The sequence below is a fragment of the Ciceribacter thiooxidans genome (assembly GCF_014126615.1).
GTDB classification, from domain to species: domain Bacteria; phylum Pseudomonadota; class Alphaproteobacteria; order Rhizobiales; family Rhizobiaceae; genus Allorhizobium; species Allorhizobium thiooxidans.
The window spans coordinates 1,004,247-1,024,704 of record NZ_CP059897.1; the positions used below are offsets into that span (position 1 = coordinate 1,004,247).

The window sequence follows — 20,458 nt, forward strand, 5'->3', positions numbered from 1 at the left end:
TTATTGGGGTGGAGGGGGTCAACTCGTCCGTCACCGGAACAGTGCTTCGATGTCCGACATCGGCCGAAACAACTTCAACGGTTGGTCCGGAAAAGGCAAAAAGCTCTCATGCTCGTAGAAACGCCTCGCATTTTCGTCCTTGGCGTCCACGATGACTGCGAAGGAGGCAATCTCGCTTCTCGTTGCCCGGTAGAGTGCGTCGGCGAGGAGGAACTGGCCGTAACCTCGCCCTTGGTAGCGCCGGTCGACGGCAAGACGCCCCAACAGTGTCGCGGGAATGAGCGGGTAGCGCGGAAGCTTGCGAACGACTGCGCTCGGCAATTCCGGAAGCCGTACCGCCGTCGAAGAAAGGGTATAATAGCCGGCGATGGCGCCATTCGTCAGCACGAGAACAAATGGCGCAGCCAGCTTCTTCCTGGCGTCCTGCCCGGCTTGTATGCGAAAATATCGGTCGAGCGGCTCCACGCCGCTCTCAAATTCGGACCGATCATGTCCGGAGCCGAGAAGCTCCACCCGCAGAAAATCATCCGGTCCGCCCACCGGTCAGACGCCTGTTCTTTCGCGATAACGGCGAACGGTATCACGCAACCGATCGTTGATCGGCTGGGACTCGACCAGAGCCTGAACAAATGCCTGACTGTCCCGCAGCGAAAGCTCCAGCAGCTGGTGTTCCTCGATAGCGCGTCGTGCGGCGTCCTGCACGCTCGACAGAACGAAATCCGTCACTGTACGCCCCTGAAGCGCTGCCGCATGCTCGATGAGCCGTTTTTGATCAGCCGTAATGCGGGTTTCAAGCCGTTCTCCGCGGGCGCGGCTAACCTTTGGTCCCTTTGCTGCTTCTGCCATTGTTAGTCTCCAGTTGAGAGGAAAGGTACGGCCAATGGCCGGAAAAATCAAGGGCGCAAGGGGGTTACCTCAGATCAAGCGATCGAGACTAAGACTGCCGGCAATCAGGCGGGATGCAGGGGAGGAACGGCCTCTCCGGTCGTCCTTCTTCTCTATCGACGCTAGAAGCGGAAAGACGGTTCGGCGTGGACTCCGCCGCTTGATCGGATGAGCGCGATCGAACGGCGGCCGACGCCCCTCAGTTTGAGGAGTTGTGCATCCGACATTTCGGACACCTCGCTGAACCGTGTGATGCCGTTGTCAGCGAGTGAGCGGATCACCCATTCCGGCAGATTGCTTGCCGCAAGGAGGTCCCTGCCGCCTGGCAGCGCAGCCTCAGATCTGCTTAGCGAAGATGGCAGCATGACCCGTTTGCCTGTGCTTGACCGAACGGTCTACCGAACATCTGCCGCGGCTCGCGGTTCCCGCGGGGTTGCCAAAAATTCCCAAGGGCGAATGCCGGTCAGTTATACTCCCTGCCGGCCGCCGCCGCACGTTCGTCCGAAAAAAAGCGCGAGGCGGCCTCCGTCCGGTTCTTCACCTTCATTTTCTTGTAGATACTGCGGATATGCGCCTTCACCGTATTCTCCGAGAGATGGAGCTGGTCGGCAATCGTCTTGTTCTGCGTCCCCTGGCAGATGAGGTTCAGGATCTGCACCTCCCGGGTGGTCAGCACGGAAAGCTGGTGATCGTGAACTGTCGGCTGTCCGGCGCTCCGGATGACGCCGCTTGTACTGACCGCCCCGACATTGCGCGGTCCGACCTCATGGAGCCGGTTGAGGAGGGCCGCCGGAAAATGCTCGCCGCCCTTTGCCAGAAGGTCGATAGCCGCGAGGAAAACGTCCAGCCGAAGCGTGAGAGGCAGGATGCCGTCGATCGCACCGGTCGCGACCAGATGCTTCAGGTAATCGTCATAAGCGTTGGCACCGTCCAGCACGATTGCGATCGAAACATCGGGTGCTTCCTTGCAAGCGTCCTCTACAATCTCGTGAACGTGGTCCGCGGTAAGGTCGTAGAGGAGAAGCAGCCTGACGCTCTCCCACTCCTCGTGCGTCATCTCTCCGGCGCTGCGATAGACGGCGATCTCCGTCTCGGGAAAGTGCTTCGACAGAACCTCGGCGAGGCATTCCGACAGCAAATCCTGCTTGGCCACCATAACGAACAAATTGGGTTGGGAGCTGCTCCGCTCTCTCCGGGCCGCATCGTGTAGAGGAGATTCGGTCATCAACATTCAATGCTCCCGCTTGCTTTCGACGCAATACAGTGAACTTCCCGGGAGAGCCCGCTGTGGCCCAGGTCCTCATCTGATGGATTACGGCTGTTATTGTGCCAATTATGTTATCTCGTCCTATCGACGAAGAAAATAACCAGTTCGGGTTACAATTGGGAACTTTAATCGCTCTTTCGTGTGATGGTGACGTGGAGCTATACTGACTTTATTCTGTTCTAGCGCTGTTTGTCGCGTTTCGACGGCACTGCACGCTAGCCGGGCATGGTGTCAATTCCTCCTGCTTTTACGAGAGTTTTTCGATTTACTGGCGAACTGCAAGACGGCAGTACACCTGCTCTCGGAGTGACTAATCCCATTTCGCGGCTAGGAACTCCGCCAGTTTTCATGTTCAGTTCTGCCTCGCATTGAGGCCCTGCGGGACCGAGAACGACGATCCGCTCGTTCTTGCAGGTCGCATGCGAACTTCGTGAAAGAAAAATGACCTACTCGGGTGCGGCTATTCGCTTCCGGGGTCGGAGAATATTACCTCATGCGAGGTTTCTATTCTCGTATGACTTGCATGACTTGTGACAGGGCAGATGAACACGTGATGCGTACATCTGTCGAATTCAACGGTGCGGAGCAGGCGAGAAAAGATCCCAGTCGAGATGAGAGGGATTTCACGACTGCTCCCCTTTTTTGGGAGAGTTCGAAATGTCTTATGACCCGAAGGGTTCCGATACCGAAAACAATGTTGGTGCACTGGCCGACGGCTTTGCCAACAGCGCCATCAACTCCACGGAAGTCGATGACGGCTCCACCGGCTATGTCGGCGGTGTCGCCAATGGCGACAACCGCAACAACACCGACAACTCGACTGACGTCGACGTCGATGCAAAGGTCGATATCGCGGCCAACAACGGCGACAATCGCGACAACGACTACGACTGGAGCTATGACAGCAAGTCTTACTCCAACACCGAGACCGACACCGACATCAAGATGATCTCGGACAACGACACGAAGACGGTGACCGACACTGACATCAAGACGGACTACGACTGGAGCTATGACAGCAAGTCCTACTCCAACACCGAGACCGACACTGACATCAAGACGGTGACCGATACCGACATCAAGACCGTCACGGAAACCGCGACCGACAGCTACAACAGCACCGACACCGACTTTGCTGTCCTTGACGACGTCAAGGACAACGGCAATCTCGGGATTGCCGGCGGTGACCTGACCTTCAACCTCGGTGACGACTTCTCGTTCACGCTGGACGTCGACAACATCCTCAATGACTCGCTGAACGGTCAGGGCAATGACGCCGGCTTCAGTGCGGTACAGGCGAACCACCTGGCCGACCAGGACAGCGCCTGGAACGTTCGGATGGACAATGGCGGTGCCATGAACCAGCTCTCCGCGAACGGCGGTGATGCCGACAGCGCGGAGGGCATGGAACTCGACGGCAAGTGCTGGGATCTCAAGGCAGGTGACGACGTCTCCGGCAGCAGCACGGCAGACGCCTCGGCGATCCTCGCCAATTCGGGCTTCCACTTCGAGTTCGTCCAGGGTGCGAACCTGCTCGGCAACACGATCGACAGCAGCATCATCGGCGGCGACTCGCATGTCAGCGACGTCGGCGAAGATACCGGCGCCTGATCACCAAATCCCCCAACCAAGAAAAGCTGCACCGGCCGCGGCCGGTGCAGTTCGGCGGTCAGAAGCCGAATCGAGAGGACCCGGTGGAGCCGGTATTCCTTCGGACGGAAGATGAGGGCGGCGGCAATGCATACCGAGAGGATTTCCGACATCATCGCGCACTTCATCGGCTACTTCGACGCGGCCGTCGAGGATGCGCGCATGCGCGTGGGCTACACCGAAGGCCAGGTTGCACAGGGCTTGCGCGCCGATGCCCCCGACCTTGCCGCGCTCGACCCGGACTTCGCGTCGAAACTTCCGCTGAAGGATTACGACCCCGGCGTTCGCCATGGGCTATCCGACGAGGATCTTGGCGGTGGCGGGCGGCATGTTCCCTTCGGCGCCGACCTTCAATTCACCATCTCGGGTCTTCCCGGAGCGGATATCGGAGACCTTCCGTCGCACCGTCTGCCTTGGGACGTGCCCGCACCGGACGCGCCGCAGGTCCTGCCGATCTTCATCGGTCCGGGCTCGGCGATCTCGCACGTCGCCCAGGTCAATCTCCTGCAGGACGACGACTATTTCGACATGACTGGGACAGGTGCGCCTCCGCTCGACATGCGCTTCGTCGTCGAGCGCGTCACGGCCTACGCCAACGAGGCGGAACCCTATACCCCGTTCTCCGGCTATGAACGGACAGACAGCTACGACGGTCTGCAGGCGATCGCCGACGATGCGCACACGCTGAAGGATGATCTCGTCGAAAGCGGGACCACCTCGCTCGGCACCGGCAATGCGGTCGACTTCGTGGCCGCAGGGGATGAGATCGATGGCACCGTCGTCAACGGTGCGATCGTCGAAGAGCTCCCCGTTCTCGACGATTTCCTGCCGGACCGCGGTATCGCCGCACCGCCGGAAGAGCCGGTTTCTGAAGGCGACAGCGCAACCCAGAACGGCGGCCCCGAAGACAACCTCGAGGTCGGCGCCGGCGCCAACATGGTCGCCAACATCGCCGGGGTCACGACGACCGGGATCATCGCGCCGGTGAGCGCTGTCATGGGCGACTATCATCAGGTCGACATGATCACGCAGGCCTATGTCTACAGCGACCGGGACAGCGGCCCAGAAGGGCTGCTCGGCAACAGCGCGGCAGAGGATGCCGGCACGCTCGCCTTCAACATCGCGACCTTCGGGCGGTCAAGTCTCGGTGATCCTTCCACGGATGCGTCAGACGACACGAGCGCCGGCGATCCGGTCTTTCCGACCCAGTGGCGCGTAAGCGTCGTCGAGGGCGATGTCTGTTTCGTCCAGTGGATCGAGCAATACAATTTCGTCACCGACAACGACCAGATGGTGGTGACGACGACGGGCTGCGAAACGACCATCCTGACGGGTGGAAACTCCGCGATCAATTTCGCCGGGCTTCTCGGCCTCGGCATGCAATACGACCTGGTGATCGTCGGCGGCGATGTCCTCGACATGAACATCATCAGCCAGCTCTCCGTTCTCTACGACAACGACTGGGTGGTCGGCAGCGGCAGCGGCGGCGCGGATGTCCAGACCGGTGACAATCTGCTGTGGAACGAGGCGACCATCCACAATGTCGGCGCCAACGACCGCTTCGAGACCATGCCGGACTATATTCCGAAGACGATCGAGGCGATCGAGGACCGGGACCCCGACATGCCGAAAGGCCTCGCGCATGACGAGAACTTCGAAGGCTATGAAGGTCTCAACGTCCTCTACATCACCGGCAATCTCTTCGACGTGACTTTCATCAAGCAGGTCAACGTGGTCGGAGATGCAGACCACGTCGATGCCGTCGCGAAAGAAGTGCTCGACGGTGCCGGGGATGCGACGGTGACCATCAACACCGGGGGCAATGCCGTCGTCAACGTCGCCGAGATCGTCGACTACGACAGCTTCGGCGACACGACCTATCTCGGAGGCAATCTCTATTCCGACGCCGTCCTGATCCAGGGCGGGATCATCGAGGATGACGATACGAAGCCGCAGCCGGTCCAGAACGGGCTTGCGAACGAGGTGATCGCCTTCCTCGACGACGATGCCAGCGGAGACGGCGGCGGGGTCGATGGCGTGATCAATGCGGGACACGATCTTTCCTGGTCGCATGCAAGTCCCGTCGACGTGATGCAGACGGCGGTGGCGTGAGCGAAAGGGGCAGGGGGAGCATATGAACCACATTTCGAAGAATACCCTCGTCGGGAGCCGGCTGGTCGCTCCCGGTATCCCGCGCGACATCGCTGCTGCCCATGAGGAAAACGCACTCACCGATGCCTGTATTTCGGCGATCGAGGAGGCGGTCGAAACGCTGAGAACGCTGGCAGACGGTGCGGCCGTGCCGGCCCGGCAAGCGACTGCCACCTCAGGGCGGGGTGGACCGGCGTCAGGCGTCGCCGGTCGCCCCGCCGACCCTGAAAGTGAGGTTTCCGCCCCGCAGGCGGCGAGTGTCCCGATGGCTCGCCTGCCGGGAGTGACGCCGCCGGGACGCGAGCAAGAGGCCGACCAACAGGGTAGCGACGACGCTATTCGGGACCGGATGCCCGATCCTGGCCCAGCCGTGGTCGAAGGGAAGACCGTGGAGGACAAGGTCGGCCAGGAGCCGGACATCCACTTCGGCAGGACGATCGAAGGCGACAGCGGCCCGATCCGCAGTGAAGAACGTCGCCCGACCCCCGGTCACGGCGGCGACGGCAAGGTTCCCGCTTCCGGAGGAGGCGGAGGCGGTGGGGGTGGTGATGGCCACAAGGGCTTCCACAAGCGTAGCGGCCCGATCAATTTCGCCGCGAGCCTGGCGCGCGCCATCGCCGTCATCCGCCGCAACATGGCGATCGTGATGGTCTTCACGGTCGCAATCAACGTGCTCCTGCTCGCGATTCCGCTCTATCTGTTCCAGATTTCCGACCGCGTGCTCACCAGCCGGTCGATGGACACGCTCATCATGCTCACAATCGCGGTCATCGGGGCGGTTCTCCTGCAGGCCTTTCTCGATACCATTCGCCGCTTCATCCTGATGCGGACGGCCGTCGAACTCGAAGTACAACTCGGTTCCCCGATCCTGAGCGCCGCCGCACGCGCCTCGCTGCACGGTTCCGGCAAGGACTACCAGACGCTCCAGGATCTCCAGCAACTGCGGTCCTTTCTGACCTCCGGCACGCTGATCGCGTTTCTGGACGCACCGTTGATGCCGCTCTTCGTCGTGGTCGTCTATCTCGTCCACCCACATCTCGGCATGATCATCATGGGCTGCTGCGCCGTGCTCTTCGTGATCGCCTACCTTAACCAGAAATTCACCGCCCGCCATTTCGCGGAGGCGAACGGCTATCTCGGCCGTGCCAATTTCCATCTCGACTCGATGTCGCGCAATTCGCAAATCATCAATGCGCTGGCGATGATCCCCGAAGCGGTGAGGATGTGGGGACAGGAAACCGCAGGTTCCCTGAAGTCACACGTCGCCGCTCAGGACCGGAACATCGTCTTTGCCGGGCTTTCCAAGGCCTGCCGGATGATGACGCAGATCGGCCTCCTCGGTTGGGGTGCGCATCTGTCGCTTTCCGGCGAACTGACCGGCGGCATGGTAATTGCGGCCTCCATCGTCTCCGGACGCGCGCTCGCGCCGATCGAAGGGGCGATCGAAGGCTGGAACCAGTTCAACAAATCGGCCGCCGCCTATGGCCGCATCAAGCAGTTGCTCGTGAGCTCGCCGCTCAATTTCCCGCGGCTGCGCCTGCCCAATCCGGAAGGCCGCCTCGACGTCGAGCGCGTACTCTTCGTACCGCCACCGCAGAAGAAGGTGATCCTGAACGGCATCTCCTTCTCGCTCAAGAAGGGTGAGGCACTCGCCGTTATCGGCAATTCCGGTTCCGGCAAGACGACGCTCGGCAAGATGCTCGTCGGGTCGATCCTGCCCACCTCGGGCAATGTGCGGCTCGATCTGATGGACCTGCGCAACTGGGATCAGCGGCAGTTCGGCGAAAGCATCGGCTACCTGCCGCAGGACGTGCAGCTCTTCCCCGGCACGATCAAGGCGAACATCAGCCGCATGCGCGACGACGTCGACGACCGGCAGATCTACGAGGCGGCGGTGCTCGCCGACGTGCACGAACTCATCGCAACCTTCCCGCAGGGGTACGAGACCGTGGTCGCCGCGGACGGGGCGCCGCTTTCCGGTGGGCAGAAGCAACGCATCGCGCTCGCCCGCGCCTTCTTCGGCAACCCGAAATTCGTGGTGCTCGACGAACCGAATTCGAACCTCGACACTCAGGGTGAAGCGGCACTCGCCAAGGCTTTGCTGCATGCAAAGAAGCAGGGGATCACCACCGTCACGATCACGCAGCGCCCGTCGCTCCTCCAGGCGGTCGACAAGATACTGGTTCTCAAGGATGGCTCGGTCGCCATGTTCGGCGAGCGCGTCGAGGTGCTGAAGGCGCTGTCGAGGAACAACGGCGGCAATGCCGGGCAGAAGACGATCGAGGGCAGGTGAGTGATGGCACGCGATCTGAAGATCAAGGACGGTTCGGGTCCGGTGGAGTGGTACAGCGAGGTGCCACGCTCCATCCGTCTACACACCGTCGTCGGCCTCGGCGTGCTGCTCAGCACTTTCGGCGGCTTCGGTCTCTGGGCGGCAACGGCGCCGCTTGCCTCCGCGATCATCGCGCAGGGAAGCTTCGTCGCGACGGGCAACAACAAGATCATTCAGCATCTGGAAGGCGGCATCATCAAGGAGATGCGGGTCAACGAAGGCGACACTGTCAAGGAAGGCGATGTGTTGCTGACGCTCAATCCGACTGCGGCGCTTGCCGACGAACGCATGGTGAAGCTGAAACGCCTGCGGCTGGAGGCCGTGGTTGCACGCCTTAGGGCCGAGGCAGAAGGCGTCGGGCAGCTCAAGATCCCGAAGATCGTTATGGACGAGGCGAGTGACCCGGATATCAACACGATCATCCAGAGCCAGAACGTCATTTTCCACAGCAAGCAGGTGAAGCTCGAAGAGCAGCTCAATCTCATCGAGAAGAACATCAAGTCGCTCGAGTTCCGCTTCACCGGCTACGAGGGGCAGAAACAGGCCTTCGAGCGGCAGCTCGCACTGCTTGAAGAGGAACGCGATTCCAAGGCCCGCCTCGTCAAAGTCGGTTACATGCGCAAGATGGATCTGCTGGCCATCGAGCGGGCGATTGCCGACGCGATGGGAGACATCTCGCGTCTCCAGGGGGAAATGAACGAAAGCGAAGCCCAGATCGCGCGCTTCCGCCAGGAAGCAATCATCGCCGTCAATTCAAACAAGCAGGCCGCGCTCGATGCGCTGGAGACTGCCGAATCCGATCTCGACAGCGTTCGCGAGCAGATGCGCGAGGTGGCGGGCGTTCTCGACCGTACCGTTATCCGCTCGCCGGTCACGGGCACGGTCGTCCGCTCCTATTACCATACCGCCGGCGGCGTCATCACCACCGGAAAGCCCATCATGGAGATCCTGCCGGCCGGAGTTCCGCTGATCATCGAGGCGCAGGTGCTGCGCACCTCGATCGACCAGGTGCGTGAAGGCCAGGCCGCTGCAATCCGCCTCTCGGCCCTCAACCGCCGCACGACGCCGGTGCTGACCGGCAACGTCTTCTACGTCTCCGCGGACTCGATCGAGGAAGGTTCGATCGCAGCGCCACGCGACGTCTATATCGTGCGCGTCGCGCTTCCCGAGGATGAGATCGCGCGTGTGCACGATTTTCATCCCGTTCCGGGCATGCCGGCCGACGTGCTGATCCAGACCTCGGAGAGGACCTTCTTCGAATACATCACGAAGCCGATCACCGACAGTATGTCACGGGCATTCAAGGAGCGTTGACGCCGATGACGGGGAGGGCACCATGGGCAGTATGACTGATGTCCTGTTGAGAGTAGGGCGGCTCAACTACGTCTGGACGAATACCGAGAGCCTGCTGATCTACATCATCGCCCATATGCTGGCGGCCGACAAGGAGACGGCCGTCGTTGTGTTCCTGACCCTCAACACTACCCGTGCCCGCATCGATCTGGTGGAGCGGCTCGCCAAGCGCGCAGCCACGCCACCCGCCGAACGCGAGGTGATCCTCGCGCTGATGGCACGGCTGAAGAAGGAGGCGAAGGTCCGCAACAAATACAATCACAGCATCTATTCCTTCGATGAGCGCGGCGACATCTCCAGCACCCAGCTGATGCGCCTCGTCGAAACCGACAGCGAGATCCGCTACGGCAAAGTCGAGCAGATGGATGCGCGGGAGCTGGGTCAGCTGGAGCAGTCGATCGCGGAGATCGCCGAGATCAGCAAGGCGCTCTGGGCCTTCATTCACGCAAGCCCGCGCCTGCGGGGGAGCTGTAGATGCCTCGTGCCCTCCGCCCCGACACTCGTCGCCGCTTCGGCCACGCTTCGCCTCCCGTTTGGTCGAACCTTTGTTCCTCCGGCTTTCGTAACGCGTCACGGGAAGGATGAAGTGCCATGCTGATCGAGGTCATAGATACGCCTGAGGCCTTCGAGGCCGTTCGTCCGCAATGGGAAGAGGTCTTCGAAGCGGATCCCCATGCCCAGCATTTCCTCTCCTGGACCTGGCTCAGCCGGTATCTCGGACACCGCCGCCGCTGGTTCATTCTGGCGCTCCGGGAAAATGTGGACGCCCGCTATGTCGCCTTCTTTCCGCTTCGCCTGCAGACGCGCCGGGACAAGGACGGGTTCTTCTATGACGAGATCATCATGGCGGGCAATTATGCCGCCGACTATACCGGCTTCATTGCCGATCCGGCCTACGAAGACCGGGCGGTCGCGGGCTTTGCGGCCTACCTGAAGCGCCAGAACTGGACCGAGATCAAGTTCGACTATTTCGGCGGTCCTCCATCGAGGAGGATAGCGCTCATCAAGGCACTGCAGGGACCCGAGGTGATGTTCCGCGACAGCAAGCGTTCGAACCCGAACAACATCGACAACTGCGTCTGCCCGGTCATCGCCCTCCCCGAGACATGGGAGTCCTACCTCGAACAGCATATGAGCGCCCAGACACGGCAGAAGCTGCGGCGCTTCTTGCGCAAGGTGGAAGGTGACCCGGCCTATCGCATAGCCTTTGCGACCCCGGAGACGATCGACCGCGACCTCGACATCCTCTTCGATTTCTGGCGCATCCGCTGGCAGCCGCAGAAGGGTGCGGAGATGACGGAGCGGCTGGTCAGGGCCTCGCGCGAAATGCTGATGGACTGCTTTGCCGACGGCAATCTCGACGTGCCGGTCCTCTGGTACGAGAACCGGCCACTCGGCGCACTCGCAAACATCATCGATCGGCAGAAGAAGGCCATTCTCTTCTACATCACCGGACGGGACGAGGAGTGGAAGCTGCCCTCGCCGGGCCTCGTTCTCCATGGCACCTGCATCCGTCGGGCGATCGACGACGGCTTCCGGTCCTACGATTTCCTGCGTGGCAACGAGCCCTACAAGTACATGTTCGGCGTCGAGGAACGACCGATCAGTTGCACCCTTTTTCGAACCCGCGACGGCCGCAATCTCGGCGGCGTGCTCAATCCACGCAGCATCCGCCACGTCTACGAAATGTCGATCGATGACTATCATAAGGGAAAGAAGGCCGATGCGGAGATCGGCTTCCGGCAGATCCTGCAATCGGCACCGGCCCATCGCGGAGCGGAGTTCGGGCTCGCCAACTTGATGTTCGAGAAGGGTGACCTCGCAGCGGCGGAGGCGTCCTACCGCGCGCTTGCGCCACGGCTTGCCGATCCGGCGCCCGTACTCGTGCGCCTCGGTGACGTGCTGCTCGCAACAGGGCGCAACGGCGACGCGGCCGAGACCTTCCGCGACATCTGCCGGAAGGCGCCGGGCCATCGCGAGGCGCGGTATAAATGGGGCGTCGCGCTCGTCGCCGAGAAACGCTTCAATGACGCAGCGGCGGTTCTTGAAGCCCTCGTCGCGCTGCCATCGGCGGAAGACAGCGATCGGCGCTATGCCGAAAAGGCCCGTGCGCTCCTCCTGCGGATCGCACCCGCATTGACGCCGACGGCGCCGCGGGCGTTCGAGCCGGCAAAACCGGTCTTTCCCCCGCCCGAGGTGTTCTCGCTGTCGCCGGCTCCGCTTCCCGTTTGAAAACGTGGCTCAGGCGGGCGAATCCGACGGGCTGGTTTCCATGGAAAGGTCGAGCATTCGGCCTTCGAAGAGGCGGTCGCGCGACCCTTCGAGGTGCTTGCGCATCGCCTCGCGGGCGTCCTCCGCCCGGCCCTCCCCGATCGCCCGATAGATCGTGTTGTGTTCCTCGTAGACCTGTTCCAGCCCGAGCTTCGGCCCGAGCAGCGAGAGCCCGTGCAGATGCATACCGACGGCGATATGCGCCTTCAGGGCATCCATCGAGGCCGTGTAATAATGGTTGTTGGCCGCTTCGGTGACCGCCCGGTGGAAAACGAAGTCGGCATCGGTGCGATGGAGCTGGTGGCTCGTCGCCTCGCGAAGTTCCGCAAGCGCCGCCGCGATCTTCTGGAGGGCCGCCTCGTCGCGGCGTTTTGCCGCAAAATAGGCGGCGGCAGGCTCGATGGTCAGGCGGAACTCGTAGCAACGCTGGATGTCGGCGATCGTCTTGACCGGCGAATAGGAGAGCTGGGCGGAGGGCGAGCCCTGTGCGCTGACGAAGGTCCCCGCGCCCTGACGGGCGTAGACGATGCCCTGCTCTCGGAGCCGTGCCAGGGCGTCGCGGACGACGGGCCGCGAGACGCCGAGCATCGAGGCGAGTTCGTGCTCGCCCGGAAGGCGCGAATCCGGCGGATGGTTGCCGGCGCGGATGCGCTCCAGCAACTGATCGACCACCCGGTCGACGAGCCTGACCGCCTTGCCGCGTTCCGGCTTCGTCGGACTCGTCTCCACGTTCAGGACCGAGCTTTCCGGTTCACCCAATGCTTGTCTCCTGGTTCATATTCGGCGTCCGCGATTTCTCCGTCACGAGCGCCAAAAGACTGTCCGGGCCGCCGAACCCGCCCGATTTCACCGCGCAACGGAACGAACGATGATCTGCATCCGTCACCTCGAACCACGGGATCCCCGGCTCGATCTCGCCCATGGGACGGACAAGCTCTATGCCGAGGCGCTCGAGAACCGCAAGTGCCGTGTCGCCGCCGCCGAGCATCAGCATGTCCGGCCCCGTCCGGTCTATCACGGATTTTATGCCGGCGGCAAAGCGACGGGCGACCGTCGCGCCATCCTCCTCGATCGCACCCGTGCAGCGGAAGAGCGCCGGCAGCGCGACCGACGCCGGATCGTCCGGCACCTGGCCCATCGGCGCGTCTCTTACATGCCGCAGCCATCGGCTCGCTTCGAGGCGGGCGATCTGTTCGGTGGTGATCGGATCGCGCGAACCGAAGGCGAAGAGTGTGCGCTCGGCCGGAACAAACGGAGTCGCTCCCCCCTCCCGGGCGTCTCCGAGGAAACGCGCCAGCGCGGCGCCGAGTCCACGGGCACCGACGGCGAGCGTGGTCTGCCAGTCAGGGGCGCGGACGATGTTGTCGAGATCAGTATCGCTCTCCGCGTCGGCGATCGTCGAGGGCAGCGCCTTCGCTCCGAACACGGCCCGGATCGAGAGCGGGGTGTCGACGCCACGGCCGACGATCAAGCCATTCTTCGTAAAACGCTGCTGGTCAGGGATCGCCGGAGCAATCACCATGCGTGTCCGACCGAAGACGGCGGCGAGCGCCGCACATTCGGCCGCGACGTTTCCCTTCAGCCGCGAGTCGATCTTCTTCATGACGATGCGGGGTTCGAGTGGGGCGATCTCCAGCGCCGCGGCGCGGACCCGTTTTGCGGCGTCGGTCGCCGGAAGCGCCCGTGAGGCGGTATTGAGCACCAGCACGTCGCATCCATGGTGCGGAGTGTGGAGACGCCGGCTGTCCAGCACGACGCCGACCGACAGGCCGCACTCAACGAAGGGCGTTGCTGTGTCGAGCGCGCCGGTGAGATCGTCGGCGAGGATCGCAACTTTCAGCGTCATGAAGCTAGACACGTTTCAGCGTTACAGGGACGAGGAAGACTGCGATGTTATTGTAAACATGTCAACGAGGAGATCGATGCTGGCTTGCAGGCGGTGACGACTGCGGACAAGGATAGGGAGGATAGCGTGTCGAAAACCGTCCGGGGGGACCGTGCGCCGCGGTCGGTCGCTACTACCGACTGAGGATGGGCTCATTTTTCGCACCGCAGCGCCTCCGTACGAGTGCGACAAACACGGCCTCAGCAGCAAATCCGCTGCGGTCCGATCCAATGCACCGGCTTTACGGCAATTTGCTCAATTGACAGGTAAGCGGACCTTCTGGCGCCAACCGCTTGCGCGACGGATATCCATGCGATAACAACTTTACATGTCGCGCGGGAACCTGAGGGGGAGTTCTTCGATGGCCAGTCTTCAATCGCCAATCGCCATCATCCGGCCGGAAATCATCGAATTCGGCGTCGCGACGGCCGGCCGGCTGGGCAATTGGGCGGCGGGCAAGGGCTATCGTCGCATACTGGTGATTTCCGACGCATTCAATGCCTCCCGCGTCGACGTTCTCGAACTGCCGGGATCGGTCTCGGTCTTCGCCAATGTGAAGCCGGAGCCCGACACTCATAATCTCGACCAGGTGCTCGCAGCGGCGCGCGAGGCGAATGCTGATCTCGTGGTCGGCTTCGGTGGCGGCAGCGCCATGGATCTGGCGAAGCTCGCTGCGGTGCTTTGCGGTTCGTCGCAGGAGCTCGCGGACGTGGTCGGCGCGAACCGGGTGACGGGGCCGCGCAAGGTTGCACTCGCCCAGGTGCCGACGACGGCCGGGACCGGCAGCGAGGCAGGCATCCGCGCGCTGGTCACCGATCCGGATACCAGGGCGAAGCTTGCGGTCGAGAGCCTGCACATGCTGGCGGATATCGCGATCGTCGATCCGGCGCTCACCTTCACGGTGCCGGCGCGCACCACGGCGGCAACTGGGGTCGATGCCATGGCCCACTGCGTCGAGGCCTTTACGAACCGGAAGGCGCACCCGATAATCGACCTCTACGCGCTGGAGGGCACGAGACTGGTCGGACGCTATCTGGCGCGGGCGGTGCGCGACGGTTCGGATGCCGAAGCCCGTGCCGGCCTTTCTCTCGCCTCGCTCTACGGCGGCTTCTGCCTCGGACCAGTCAATACCGCCGGAGGCCATGCGCTCGCCTACCCCCTCGGCACACGCTGGCACGTGCCGCACGGCGCGGCGAACGCGCTAATCTTCCCGCATGTGCTCGCCTTCAACACTCCGGCCGTGCCGGAGAAGACTGCGGCCGTCATGGCCGCGCTGGGCCACGAGGGGCGAGGCGACGTCGGCACGGTTTTTGAAGCGGCCCATGCCTTCTGCACTGGACTCGACATTGAGATGAAGCTGTCGGGCCTCGGCGTCCCGGAAAGCGATCTCGATGCCATGGCGGAGGACGCGTTTGCGATCCGCCGGCTGCTGGACAACAATCCGCGCGACTTGAGCCGCAACGACATCCGCGCGATCTACCAGACCGCCTATTGAACGAGACGGGGCAATCCGGCCGGACGGCCAAGGATGCCCCGCAAGGAGCGATATCGATGGAAAGTTCAGCAAAGGTCGCGATCACGCTCGGTGATCCCGCGGGCGTCGGCCCGGAGGTGATCGTCAAGGCGCTCGCGAGCCTTCCGGCCGGGGAGCGGGGCGATTTCGTGGTGGTCGGCAGCACGGAGGCTCTTGTGCGGGCCGACCGTACTACCGGCGCAGGTCTGCGCTTTGCACCTTTCGGAGAGGTGCCTACGGGCGCCGTGGCTGTCGAGGAGGTCGCGATCGATGCGCCGCTTCCCGAAATCGGAAAGGTCAGCCCGGTCGCGGGTGAGGCGGCGGTTCGTTATATCACCCGGGCGGTTGAACTCACCACGTCCGGGAGGGCCGACGTCATTGTCACAGCCCCGATCAACAAGGAGGCGATGAACCTCGCCGGCCACCATCATGACGGCCATACGGGATTGCTTGCGCATCTCACCGGCTCGAAGAGCTCCTTCATGCTGCTCGCCTCCGAACGGCTGAATACCATCCACGTCTCTACCCATGTTTCGTTGAGGGGCGCCATCGAACGAGCAAAGACCGAGCGCGTGCTGGCGACGATCGAGGCCGGGCACCGCCATTTCCTTCGGCTCGGCATGACGGCGCGGATCGCGGTTGCCGGCCTCAATCCGCACTGCGGCGAAAACGGCCTCTTCGGCACCGAGGACGCGGAGTTCCTGGCACCGGCGGTGGAAATCGCCCGGTCGAAGGGCATCGACGTCATCGGCCCGATCCCCGCCGACACGGTGTTCGTCCGTGCCTATCACGGCGCCTTCGACCTCGTTGTCGCGCAGTATCACGACCAGGGCCATATCCCGATCAAGCTCGTCGCCTTCGAAACAGCCGTCAACGTGTCGCTCGGCCTGCCGATCGACCGTGTGTCGGTCGACCACGGCACTGCCTTCGACATCGCCGGGAGCGGCAAGGCCAATCACGCCAACATGCTTTCGGCAATCGCCTATGCCCGCAAGATGGCGCGGGCGCCGCGGGAGAAGGCGTCCGCCTGACCGTCCTGCGGCGCCTCTCGGTCAGTTGCCGAGGATCGCCGGCAGGCGCAGGCCCTTTTCCCGGGCGCAGTCAAGCGCGATTTCGTAACCTGCATCGGCGTGGCGCATGACGCCGGTCGCCGGATCGTTCCAGAGCACGCGGCCTATGCGGCGGGCGGCGTCCTCGGTGCCGTCGCAGCAGATCACCATGCCAGAATGTTGGGAAAAGCCCATGCCGACGCCGCCGCCGTGATGCAGCGAGACCCAGGTCGCGCCCGAGGCGGTGTTGAGAAGGGCATTGAGCAACGGCCAGTCGGAGACCGCGTCGGAGCCGTCCTTCATCGCTTCGGTCTCCCGGTTCGGCGAGGCGACGGAACCGGAATCGAGGTGGTCGCGGCCGATCACGATCGGTGCCTTGAGTTCCCCGGTTCTCACCATCTCGTTGAAGGCGAGGCCGAGCTTGTGGCGGTCGCCGAGCCCGACCCAGCAGATACGCGCCGGCAGGCCCTGAAACGTGATGCGCTCACGCGCCATGTCCAGCCAGTTGTGGAGATGGGCATTGTCCGGCAGCAGTTCCTTGACCTTGGCGTCGGTTCTGTAGATGTCCTCCGGATCGCCGGAAAGGGCGGCCCAGCGGAATGGGCCGATGCCGCGGCAGAAGAGCGGGCGGATATAGGCCGGCACGAAGCCGGGGAAGGCGAAGGCGTTTTCCAGCCCTTCCTCCTGCGCCACCTGGCGGATGTTGTTGCCATAGTCGAGCGTCGGCACGCCCATGTTCCAGAAGTCGACCATGGCCTCGACATGCACCTTCATCGAGGCGCGCGCGGCCCGCTCGACGGCCTTCGGGTCGCTCTCCTGCTTGGTGCGCCATTCGGCGACCGTCCAGCCGATCGGCAGGTAGCCGTGCAGCGGGTCATGGGCGGAGGTCTGGTCGGTGACGATGTCCGGCTTGACGCCCCTCCGCACGAGTTCGGCGAAAATCTCCGCGGCATTGCCGATCAGCCCGACCGACTTCGCCTCGCCGGCATGGGTCCATTCCTCGATCATCGCGAGCGCCTCGTCGAGGGTATAGGCCTTGGCGTCGAGATACCGGGTGCGCAGGCGGAAATCGACGCGCGTCTCGTCGCATTCGACCGCGAGGCAGCAGGCGCCGGCCATGACGGCCGCGAGCGGCTGTGCCCCGCCCATGCCGCCGAGGCCGCCGGTCAGGATCCACTTGCCCTTGAGATTGCCGCCGTAATGCTGGCGGCCGGCCTCGGCGAAGGTCTCGTAGGTGCCCTGCACGATGCCCTGCGTGCCGATATAGATCCACGAGCCCGCCGTCATCTGGCCATACATGGCGAGCCCCTTGCGGTCGAGCTCGTTGAAGTGGTCCCAGGTCGCCCAGTGCGGCACGAGGTTCGAATTGGCGATCAGCACGCGCGGCGCATCCTTGTGGGTGCGGAACACGCCGACCGGTTTGCCCGATTGGACGAGCAGTGTCTCGTCTTCTTCGAGCGTCTTCAGCGCGGCGACGATGCGGTCGAAATCGTCCCAGGTGCGCGCCGCCCGACCGATGCCCCCATAGACGACGAGTTCGTGCGGCCGCTCGGCCACCTCCGGGTCGAGGTTGTTCATCAGCATCCGGAGCGGCGCCTCGGTCATCCAGCTCCTCGCGTTGAGTTTTGACCCGTGCGGCGCGCGGACCTCGCGAATGTTATGACGCGGATTGGTCATGACGTTCTCCTCAGTGTTTCACGTCGAGCGCGATTGCTTCGATGCGTTCCAGAATGGTCTCGAGATGGACGCGCAGCCGCTCGGCCTTCCCGGCGTCATAAGCAAACGGCGGTGCCTCAGTCGCGAGGTGAGTGATCTGCGCGAGTTCCATCTGGATCGCGTGCACGCCGGTTTCGGGCCGACCGTAATGGCGGGTCGTCCAGCCGCCCTTGAAGCGGCCGTTGACGACGGAGGTGTAGCCCGCGGCAGAGGCGGCGATCTCGGATGCGGCTTCCTGGATCCGCGGATCACAGGTGCGGCCCATGTTGGTGCCGATGTTGAAATCCGGAAGGCTGCCCTCGAAGAGGAAGGGGATATGCGAGCGGATCGAATGGCAGTCGTAGACGACCGCGATGCCGTGGAGCGCCTTTACTCGTTCGATCTCGGCGGCGAGCGCCGCATGGTAGGGGGCGTGGAAAGTCGCGAGTCGGCGAGCGACATCATCCTCGGTCGGGGCCTCGCCGTTCTTCCAGATCGGCACGCCGTCGAAATCCGTTTCGGGCACGAGGCCGGTGGTGTTCTGGGCGGGATAGAGGCTGACGCCTTCCGGATCACGGTTGGCGTCGATCACATAGCGGTGGAAGGTCGCCCTGACCGTCGTCGCATCGGGCAACAGGCCGGTGTAGAGCTGATGGATATGCCAGTCGGTATCGACGAGCAGCCTTCCGTTGTCGTTCAGGCGTGCCCGGATGTCAGGCGGGACGTCGGTGCCTGTATGAGGAAATGCGAGGATTACGGGCGAGGTGCCGCGGGTGAGCTCGAAGACGGCCATCTCACCCCTCCAGGCCCGGAAGGATGCCGGCGGAGACGGAGGCGTTGAGCGTGCCGCCGGCCACCAGCGCGGCGGCAGCCGCGAGGTCCGGTGCCATGTAGCGGTCCTCGTCGAGCGCGGGGACCACGGAACGCAGCGTCGCGATGGCTCTCAGGAGTTCCGGGCTGGTCGCAAGCGGTGCGCGGAATTCCACGCCCTGTGCCGCCGCGAGAAGTTCGATGCCGACGATCGCGAAGAGGTTTTCCGTCATCTGCAAGAGGCGGCGGGCGCCGTGGCAGGCCATGGAGACATGGTCTTCCTGGTTGGCCGAGGTCGGCGTCGAGTCGACTGAGGCCGGATGCGACATCTGCTTGTTCTCGCTCATCAGCGCGGCAGACGTCACCTCGGCGATCATCAGCCCGGAATTGAGGCCGGGTTTCTTCGCCAGGAAGGCGGGCAGGCCGTAGGAGAGGGCGGGGTCGACGAGAAGGGCGATGCGGCGCTGCGAGATCGCGCCGATCTCGCAGACGGCAATGGCGATCTGGTCGGCGGCAAAGGCAACCGGCTCGGCGTGGAAATTGCCGCCGGAGACGACGCTGTCGTCGGAAAGCACCAGCGGATTGTCGGTGACCGCGTTGGCCTCGATTTCCAGCGTGCGGCCGGCCATGCGCAGGAGGTCGAGGCAGGCGCCGTCGACCTGCGGCTGGCAACGGATGCAATAGGGGTCCTGCACGCGCTCGTCGCCGTCGAGATGGCTCTCTCGTATCACCGATCCGGAAAGCAGCCTGCGGAGCGCCGCCGCGGTGTCGATCTGGCCCTTGTGGCCGCGTAGCGTGTGGATATCGGCGGTGAAGGGGGCGGACGAACCCATCGCGGCATCGGTCGACAGCGCGCCGGTGATCAGCGCCGACTGGGCGGCGCGGTGAGCGCGGAAGAGCCCGGCAAGTGCCAGCGCCGTCGAGGCCTGGGTTCCGTTGATGAGCGCAAGGCCCTCCTTGGCGGCGAGCACAACGGGGGCAAGCCCCGCCTTTTCGAGAGCGATGCGACCCGGGAGCCGGGCACCTTCGAAAAGCGCCTCGCCTTCGCCCATCATCACGGCGGCGAGATGGGCGAGCGGCGCAAGATCGCCGGAGGCGCCGACCGAACCCTTTTCTGGGATGACCGGCGTCACGCCCCGTTCCAGCATTGCCTCGATGAGGCGGATCAGGGTGAGCCGGACACCGGACGCGCCGCGGCCGAGCGAAATCAGCTTCAGCGCCATGATCAGCCGTGTGATATTTTCCGGCAAGGGCGCACCAACGCCGCAGCAGTGGGAGAGGATGAGGTTGCGCTGGAGGGTCGCCGTATCGGCCGCGTCGATCTTGATCGAGGCGAGTTTGCCGAAACCGGTGTTGACGCCGTAGACGGGCTCGTTGCCGGCCGCGATCGCGGCAATCCGGGCCGCCGCTCTCTCGATGGCCGGATCGAAGCTGCGGTCGAGCACTGCGGATTTGTCGTTCCAGTAGATGGCGGCGAGATCAGAAAGGGTGACGCTGCCGGGGTGAAGGGTAATGGTCATGAGTTCTTTCCAGTGCTGGCATCTGGTGAATGGTGCTGTCCTGCTGGGTTTGCGCTGGTCTCCGCGGCAGGTGAGGC

The 20,458-nt window shown here is 63.4% G+C and carries 15 protein-coding genes and 1 pseudogene; 8 read left to right on the top strand and 8 right to left on the bottom strand.

The window, feature by feature from the left end; all coding sequences use genetic code 11:
• Positions 1-30 precede the first annotated feature (30 nt).
• The 3 genes from H4I97_RS22690 to H4I97_RS22700 all read right to left on the bottom strand — a co-directional run bounded on the left by H4I97_RS22690 (position 31) and on the right by H4I97_RS22700 (position 2,050).
• On the bottom strand, positions 31-540 hold the full coding sequence (locus tag H4I97_RS22690; protein ID WP_182307956.1) for a GNAT family N-acetyltransferase: 510 nt from the start codon (positions 538-540) through the stop codon (positions 31-33).
• Between the two features lie 3 nt (positions 541-543).
• Positions 544-846: a type II toxin-antitoxin system TacA family antitoxin gene (locus H4I97_RS22695; protein WP_182307957.1), complete on the bottom strand. Its 303-nt coding sequence runs from the start codon at positions 844-846 to the stop codon at positions 544-546.
• 502 nt (positions 847-1,348) lie between these two features.
• Positions 1,349-2,050 carry a helix-turn-helix transcriptional regulator gene (locus tag H4I97_RS22700; protein WP_378143621.1) on the bottom strand — a complete coding sequence of 234 codons (702 nt, stop codon included), beginning with the start codon at positions 2,048-2,050 and terminating at the stop codon, positions 1,349-1,351.
• A 759-nt stretch (positions 2,051-2,809) separates the two neighbouring features.
• On the opposite strand from H4I97_RS22700, the gene H4I97_RS22705 reads away from it, so the two are divergent.
• From H4I97_RS22705 to H4I97_RS22730, 6 genes and pseudogenes are all read left to right on the top strand, one after another.
• Positions 2,810-3,763, top strand: a complete 954-nt coding sequence (locus H4I97_RS22705) for a fibrinogen-binding protein (protein WP_182307958.1) — start codon at positions 2,810-2,812, stop codon at positions 3,761-3,763.
• Positions 3,764-3,889: 126 nt separating this feature from the next.
• Complete coding sequence (locus H4I97_RS22710; RefSeq protein WP_182307959.1) at positions 3,890-5,914, top strand: hypothetical protein; 2,025 nt, start codon at positions 3,890-3,892, stop codon at positions 5,912-5,914.
• Between the two features lie 22 nt (positions 5,915-5,936).
• Positions 5,937-8,246, top strand: a complete 2,310-nt coding sequence (locus tag H4I97_RS22715; RefSeq protein ID WP_182307960.1) for a type I secretion system permease/ATPase — start codon at positions 5,937-5,939, stop codon at positions 8,244-8,246.
• Positions 8,247-8,249: 3 nt separating this feature from the next.
• Complete coding sequence (locus tag H4I97_RS22720; RefSeq protein ID WP_182307961.1) at positions 8,250-9,599, top strand: HlyD family type I secretion periplasmic adaptor subunit; 1,350 nt, start codon at positions 8,250-8,252, stop codon at positions 9,597-9,599.
• Between the two features lie 22 nt (positions 9,600-9,621).
• Positions 9,622-10,098: pseudogene (locus H4I97_RS22725) on the top strand (hypothetical protein); the annotation flags it as partial.
• Positions 10,099-10,229: 131 nt separating this feature from the next.
• Positions 10,230-11,870, top strand: a complete 1,641-nt coding sequence (locus H4I97_RS22730) for a GNAT family N-acetyltransferase (RefSeq protein WP_182307962.1) — start codon at positions 10,230-10,232, stop codon at positions 11,868-11,870.
• Positions 11,871-11,879: 9 nt separating this feature from the next.
• On the opposite strand, the gene H4I97_RS22735 is transcribed toward H4I97_RS22730, so the two are convergent.
• Both H4I97_RS22735 and H4I97_RS22740 read right to left on the bottom strand, forming a co-directional pair.
• The gene (locus H4I97_RS22735; RefSeq protein ID WP_182307963.1) at positions 11,880-12,668 is read right to left on the bottom strand and encodes a FadR/GntR family transcriptional regulator; all 789 of its coding nucleotides are present in this window, start codon (positions 12,666-12,668) and stop codon (positions 11,880-11,882) included.
• Positions 12,661-13,755, bottom strand: a complete 1,095-nt coding sequence (locus H4I97_RS22740; RefSeq protein WP_182307964.1) for a four-carbon acid sugar kinase family protein — start codon at positions 13,753-13,755, stop codon at positions 12,661-12,663. The genes H4I97_RS22735 and H4I97_RS22740 overlap by 8 nt, the downstream gene beginning before the upstream one ends.
• Positions 13,756-14,155: 400 nt before the next feature.
• Between H4I97_RS22740 and H4I97_RS22745 the strand changes: the two genes are divergently transcribed.
• Both H4I97_RS22745 and pdxA read left to right on the top strand, forming a co-directional pair.
• Positions 14,156-15,289 (top strand): iron-containing alcohol dehydrogenase, encoded by a 1,134-nt coding sequence (locus H4I97_RS22745; RefSeq protein ID WP_182307965.1) that lies wholly within the window; start codon positions 14,156-14,158, stop codon positions 15,287-15,289.
• A 56-nt stretch (positions 15,290-15,345) separates the two neighbouring features.
• Positions 15,346-16,338: a 4-hydroxythreonine-4-phosphate dehydrogenase PdxA gene (gene pdxA, locus H4I97_RS22750; protein ID WP_182307966.1), complete on the top strand. Its 993-nt coding sequence runs from the start codon at positions 15,346-15,348 to the stop codon at positions 16,336-16,338.
• A 21-nt stretch (positions 16,339-16,359) separates the two neighbouring features.
• On the opposite strand, the gene hutU is transcribed toward pdxA, so the two are convergent.
• Genes hutU through hutH form a run of 3 tightly spaced genes read right to left on the bottom strand, consistent with a single transcriptional unit; the run spans position 16,360 to position 20,381 of the window.
• The gene (gene hutU, locus H4I97_RS22755; protein ID WP_182307967.1) at positions 16,360-18,033 is read right to left on the bottom strand and encodes a urocanate hydratase; all 1,674 of its coding nucleotides are present in this window, start codon (positions 18,031-18,033) and stop codon (positions 16,360-16,362) included.
• 10 nt (positions 18,034-18,043) lie between these two features.
• Positions 18,044-18,844, bottom strand: a complete 801-nt coding sequence (gene hutG, locus H4I97_RS22760) for an N-formylglutamate deformylase (RefSeq protein WP_182307968.1) — start codon at positions 18,842-18,844, stop codon at positions 18,044-18,046.
• A 1-nt stretch (position 18,845) separates the two neighbouring features.
• Positions 18,846-20,381, bottom strand: coding sequence for a histidine ammonia-lyase (hutH, locus tag H4I97_RS22765; protein WP_182307969.1), 1,536 nt, complete (start codon positions 20,379-20,381; stop codon positions 18,846-18,848).
• Between the last annotated feature and the right edge of the window lie 77 nt (positions 20,382-20,458).

What these genes read in the sequence shown, in the direction of transcription:
- H4I97_RS22695 (WP_182307957.1), bottom strand. Translation starts at nt 846, where the DNA reads ATGGCAGAAGCAGCAAAGGGACCAAAGGTTAGCCGCGCCCGCGGAGAA.
- H4I97_RS22705 (WP_182307958.1), top strand. Translation starts at nt 2,810, where the DNA reads ATGTCTTATGACCCGAAGGGTTCCGATACCGAAAACAATGTTGGTGCA.
- H4I97_RS22710 (WP_182307959.1), top strand. Translation starts at nt 3,890, where the DNA reads ATGCATACCGAGAGGATTTCCGACATCATCGCGCACTTCATCGGCTAC.
- H4I97_RS22715 (WP_182307960.1), top strand. Translation starts at nt 5,937, where the DNA reads ATGAACCACATTTCGAAGAATACCCTCGTCGGGAGCCGGCTGGTCGCT.
- H4I97_RS22720 (WP_182307961.1), top strand. Translation starts at nt 8,250, where the DNA reads ATGGCACGCGATCTGAAGATCAAGGACGGTTCGGGTCCGGTGGAGTGG.
- H4I97_RS22730 (WP_182307962.1), top strand. Translation starts at nt 10,230, where the DNA reads ATGCTGATCGAGGTCATAGATACGCCTGAGGCCTTCGAGGCCGTTCGT.
- H4I97_RS22740 (WP_182307964.1), bottom strand. Translation starts at nt 13,755, where the DNA reads ATGACGCTGAAAGTTGCGATCCTCGCCGACGATCTCACCGGCGCGCTC.
- H4I97_RS22745 (WP_182307965.1), top strand. Translation starts at nt 14,156, where the DNA reads ATGGCCAGTCTTCAATCGCCAATCGCCATCATCCGGCCGGAAATCATC.
- pdxA (WP_182307966.1), top strand. Translation starts at nt 15,346, where the DNA reads ATGGAAAGTTCAGCAAAGGTCGCGATCACGCTCGGTGATCCCGCGGGC.
- hutU (WP_182307967.1), bottom strand. Translation starts at nt 18,033, where the DNA reads ATGACCAATCCGCGTCATAACATTCGCGAGGTCCGCGCGCCGCACGGG.
- hutG (WP_182307968.1), bottom strand. Translation starts at nt 18,844, where the DNA reads ATGGCCGTCTTCGAGCTCACCCGCGGCACCTCGCCCGTAATCCTCGCA.
- hutH (WP_182307969.1), bottom strand. Translation starts at nt 20,381, where the DNA reads ATGACCATTACCCTTCACCCCGGCAGCGTCACCCTTTCTGATCTCGCC.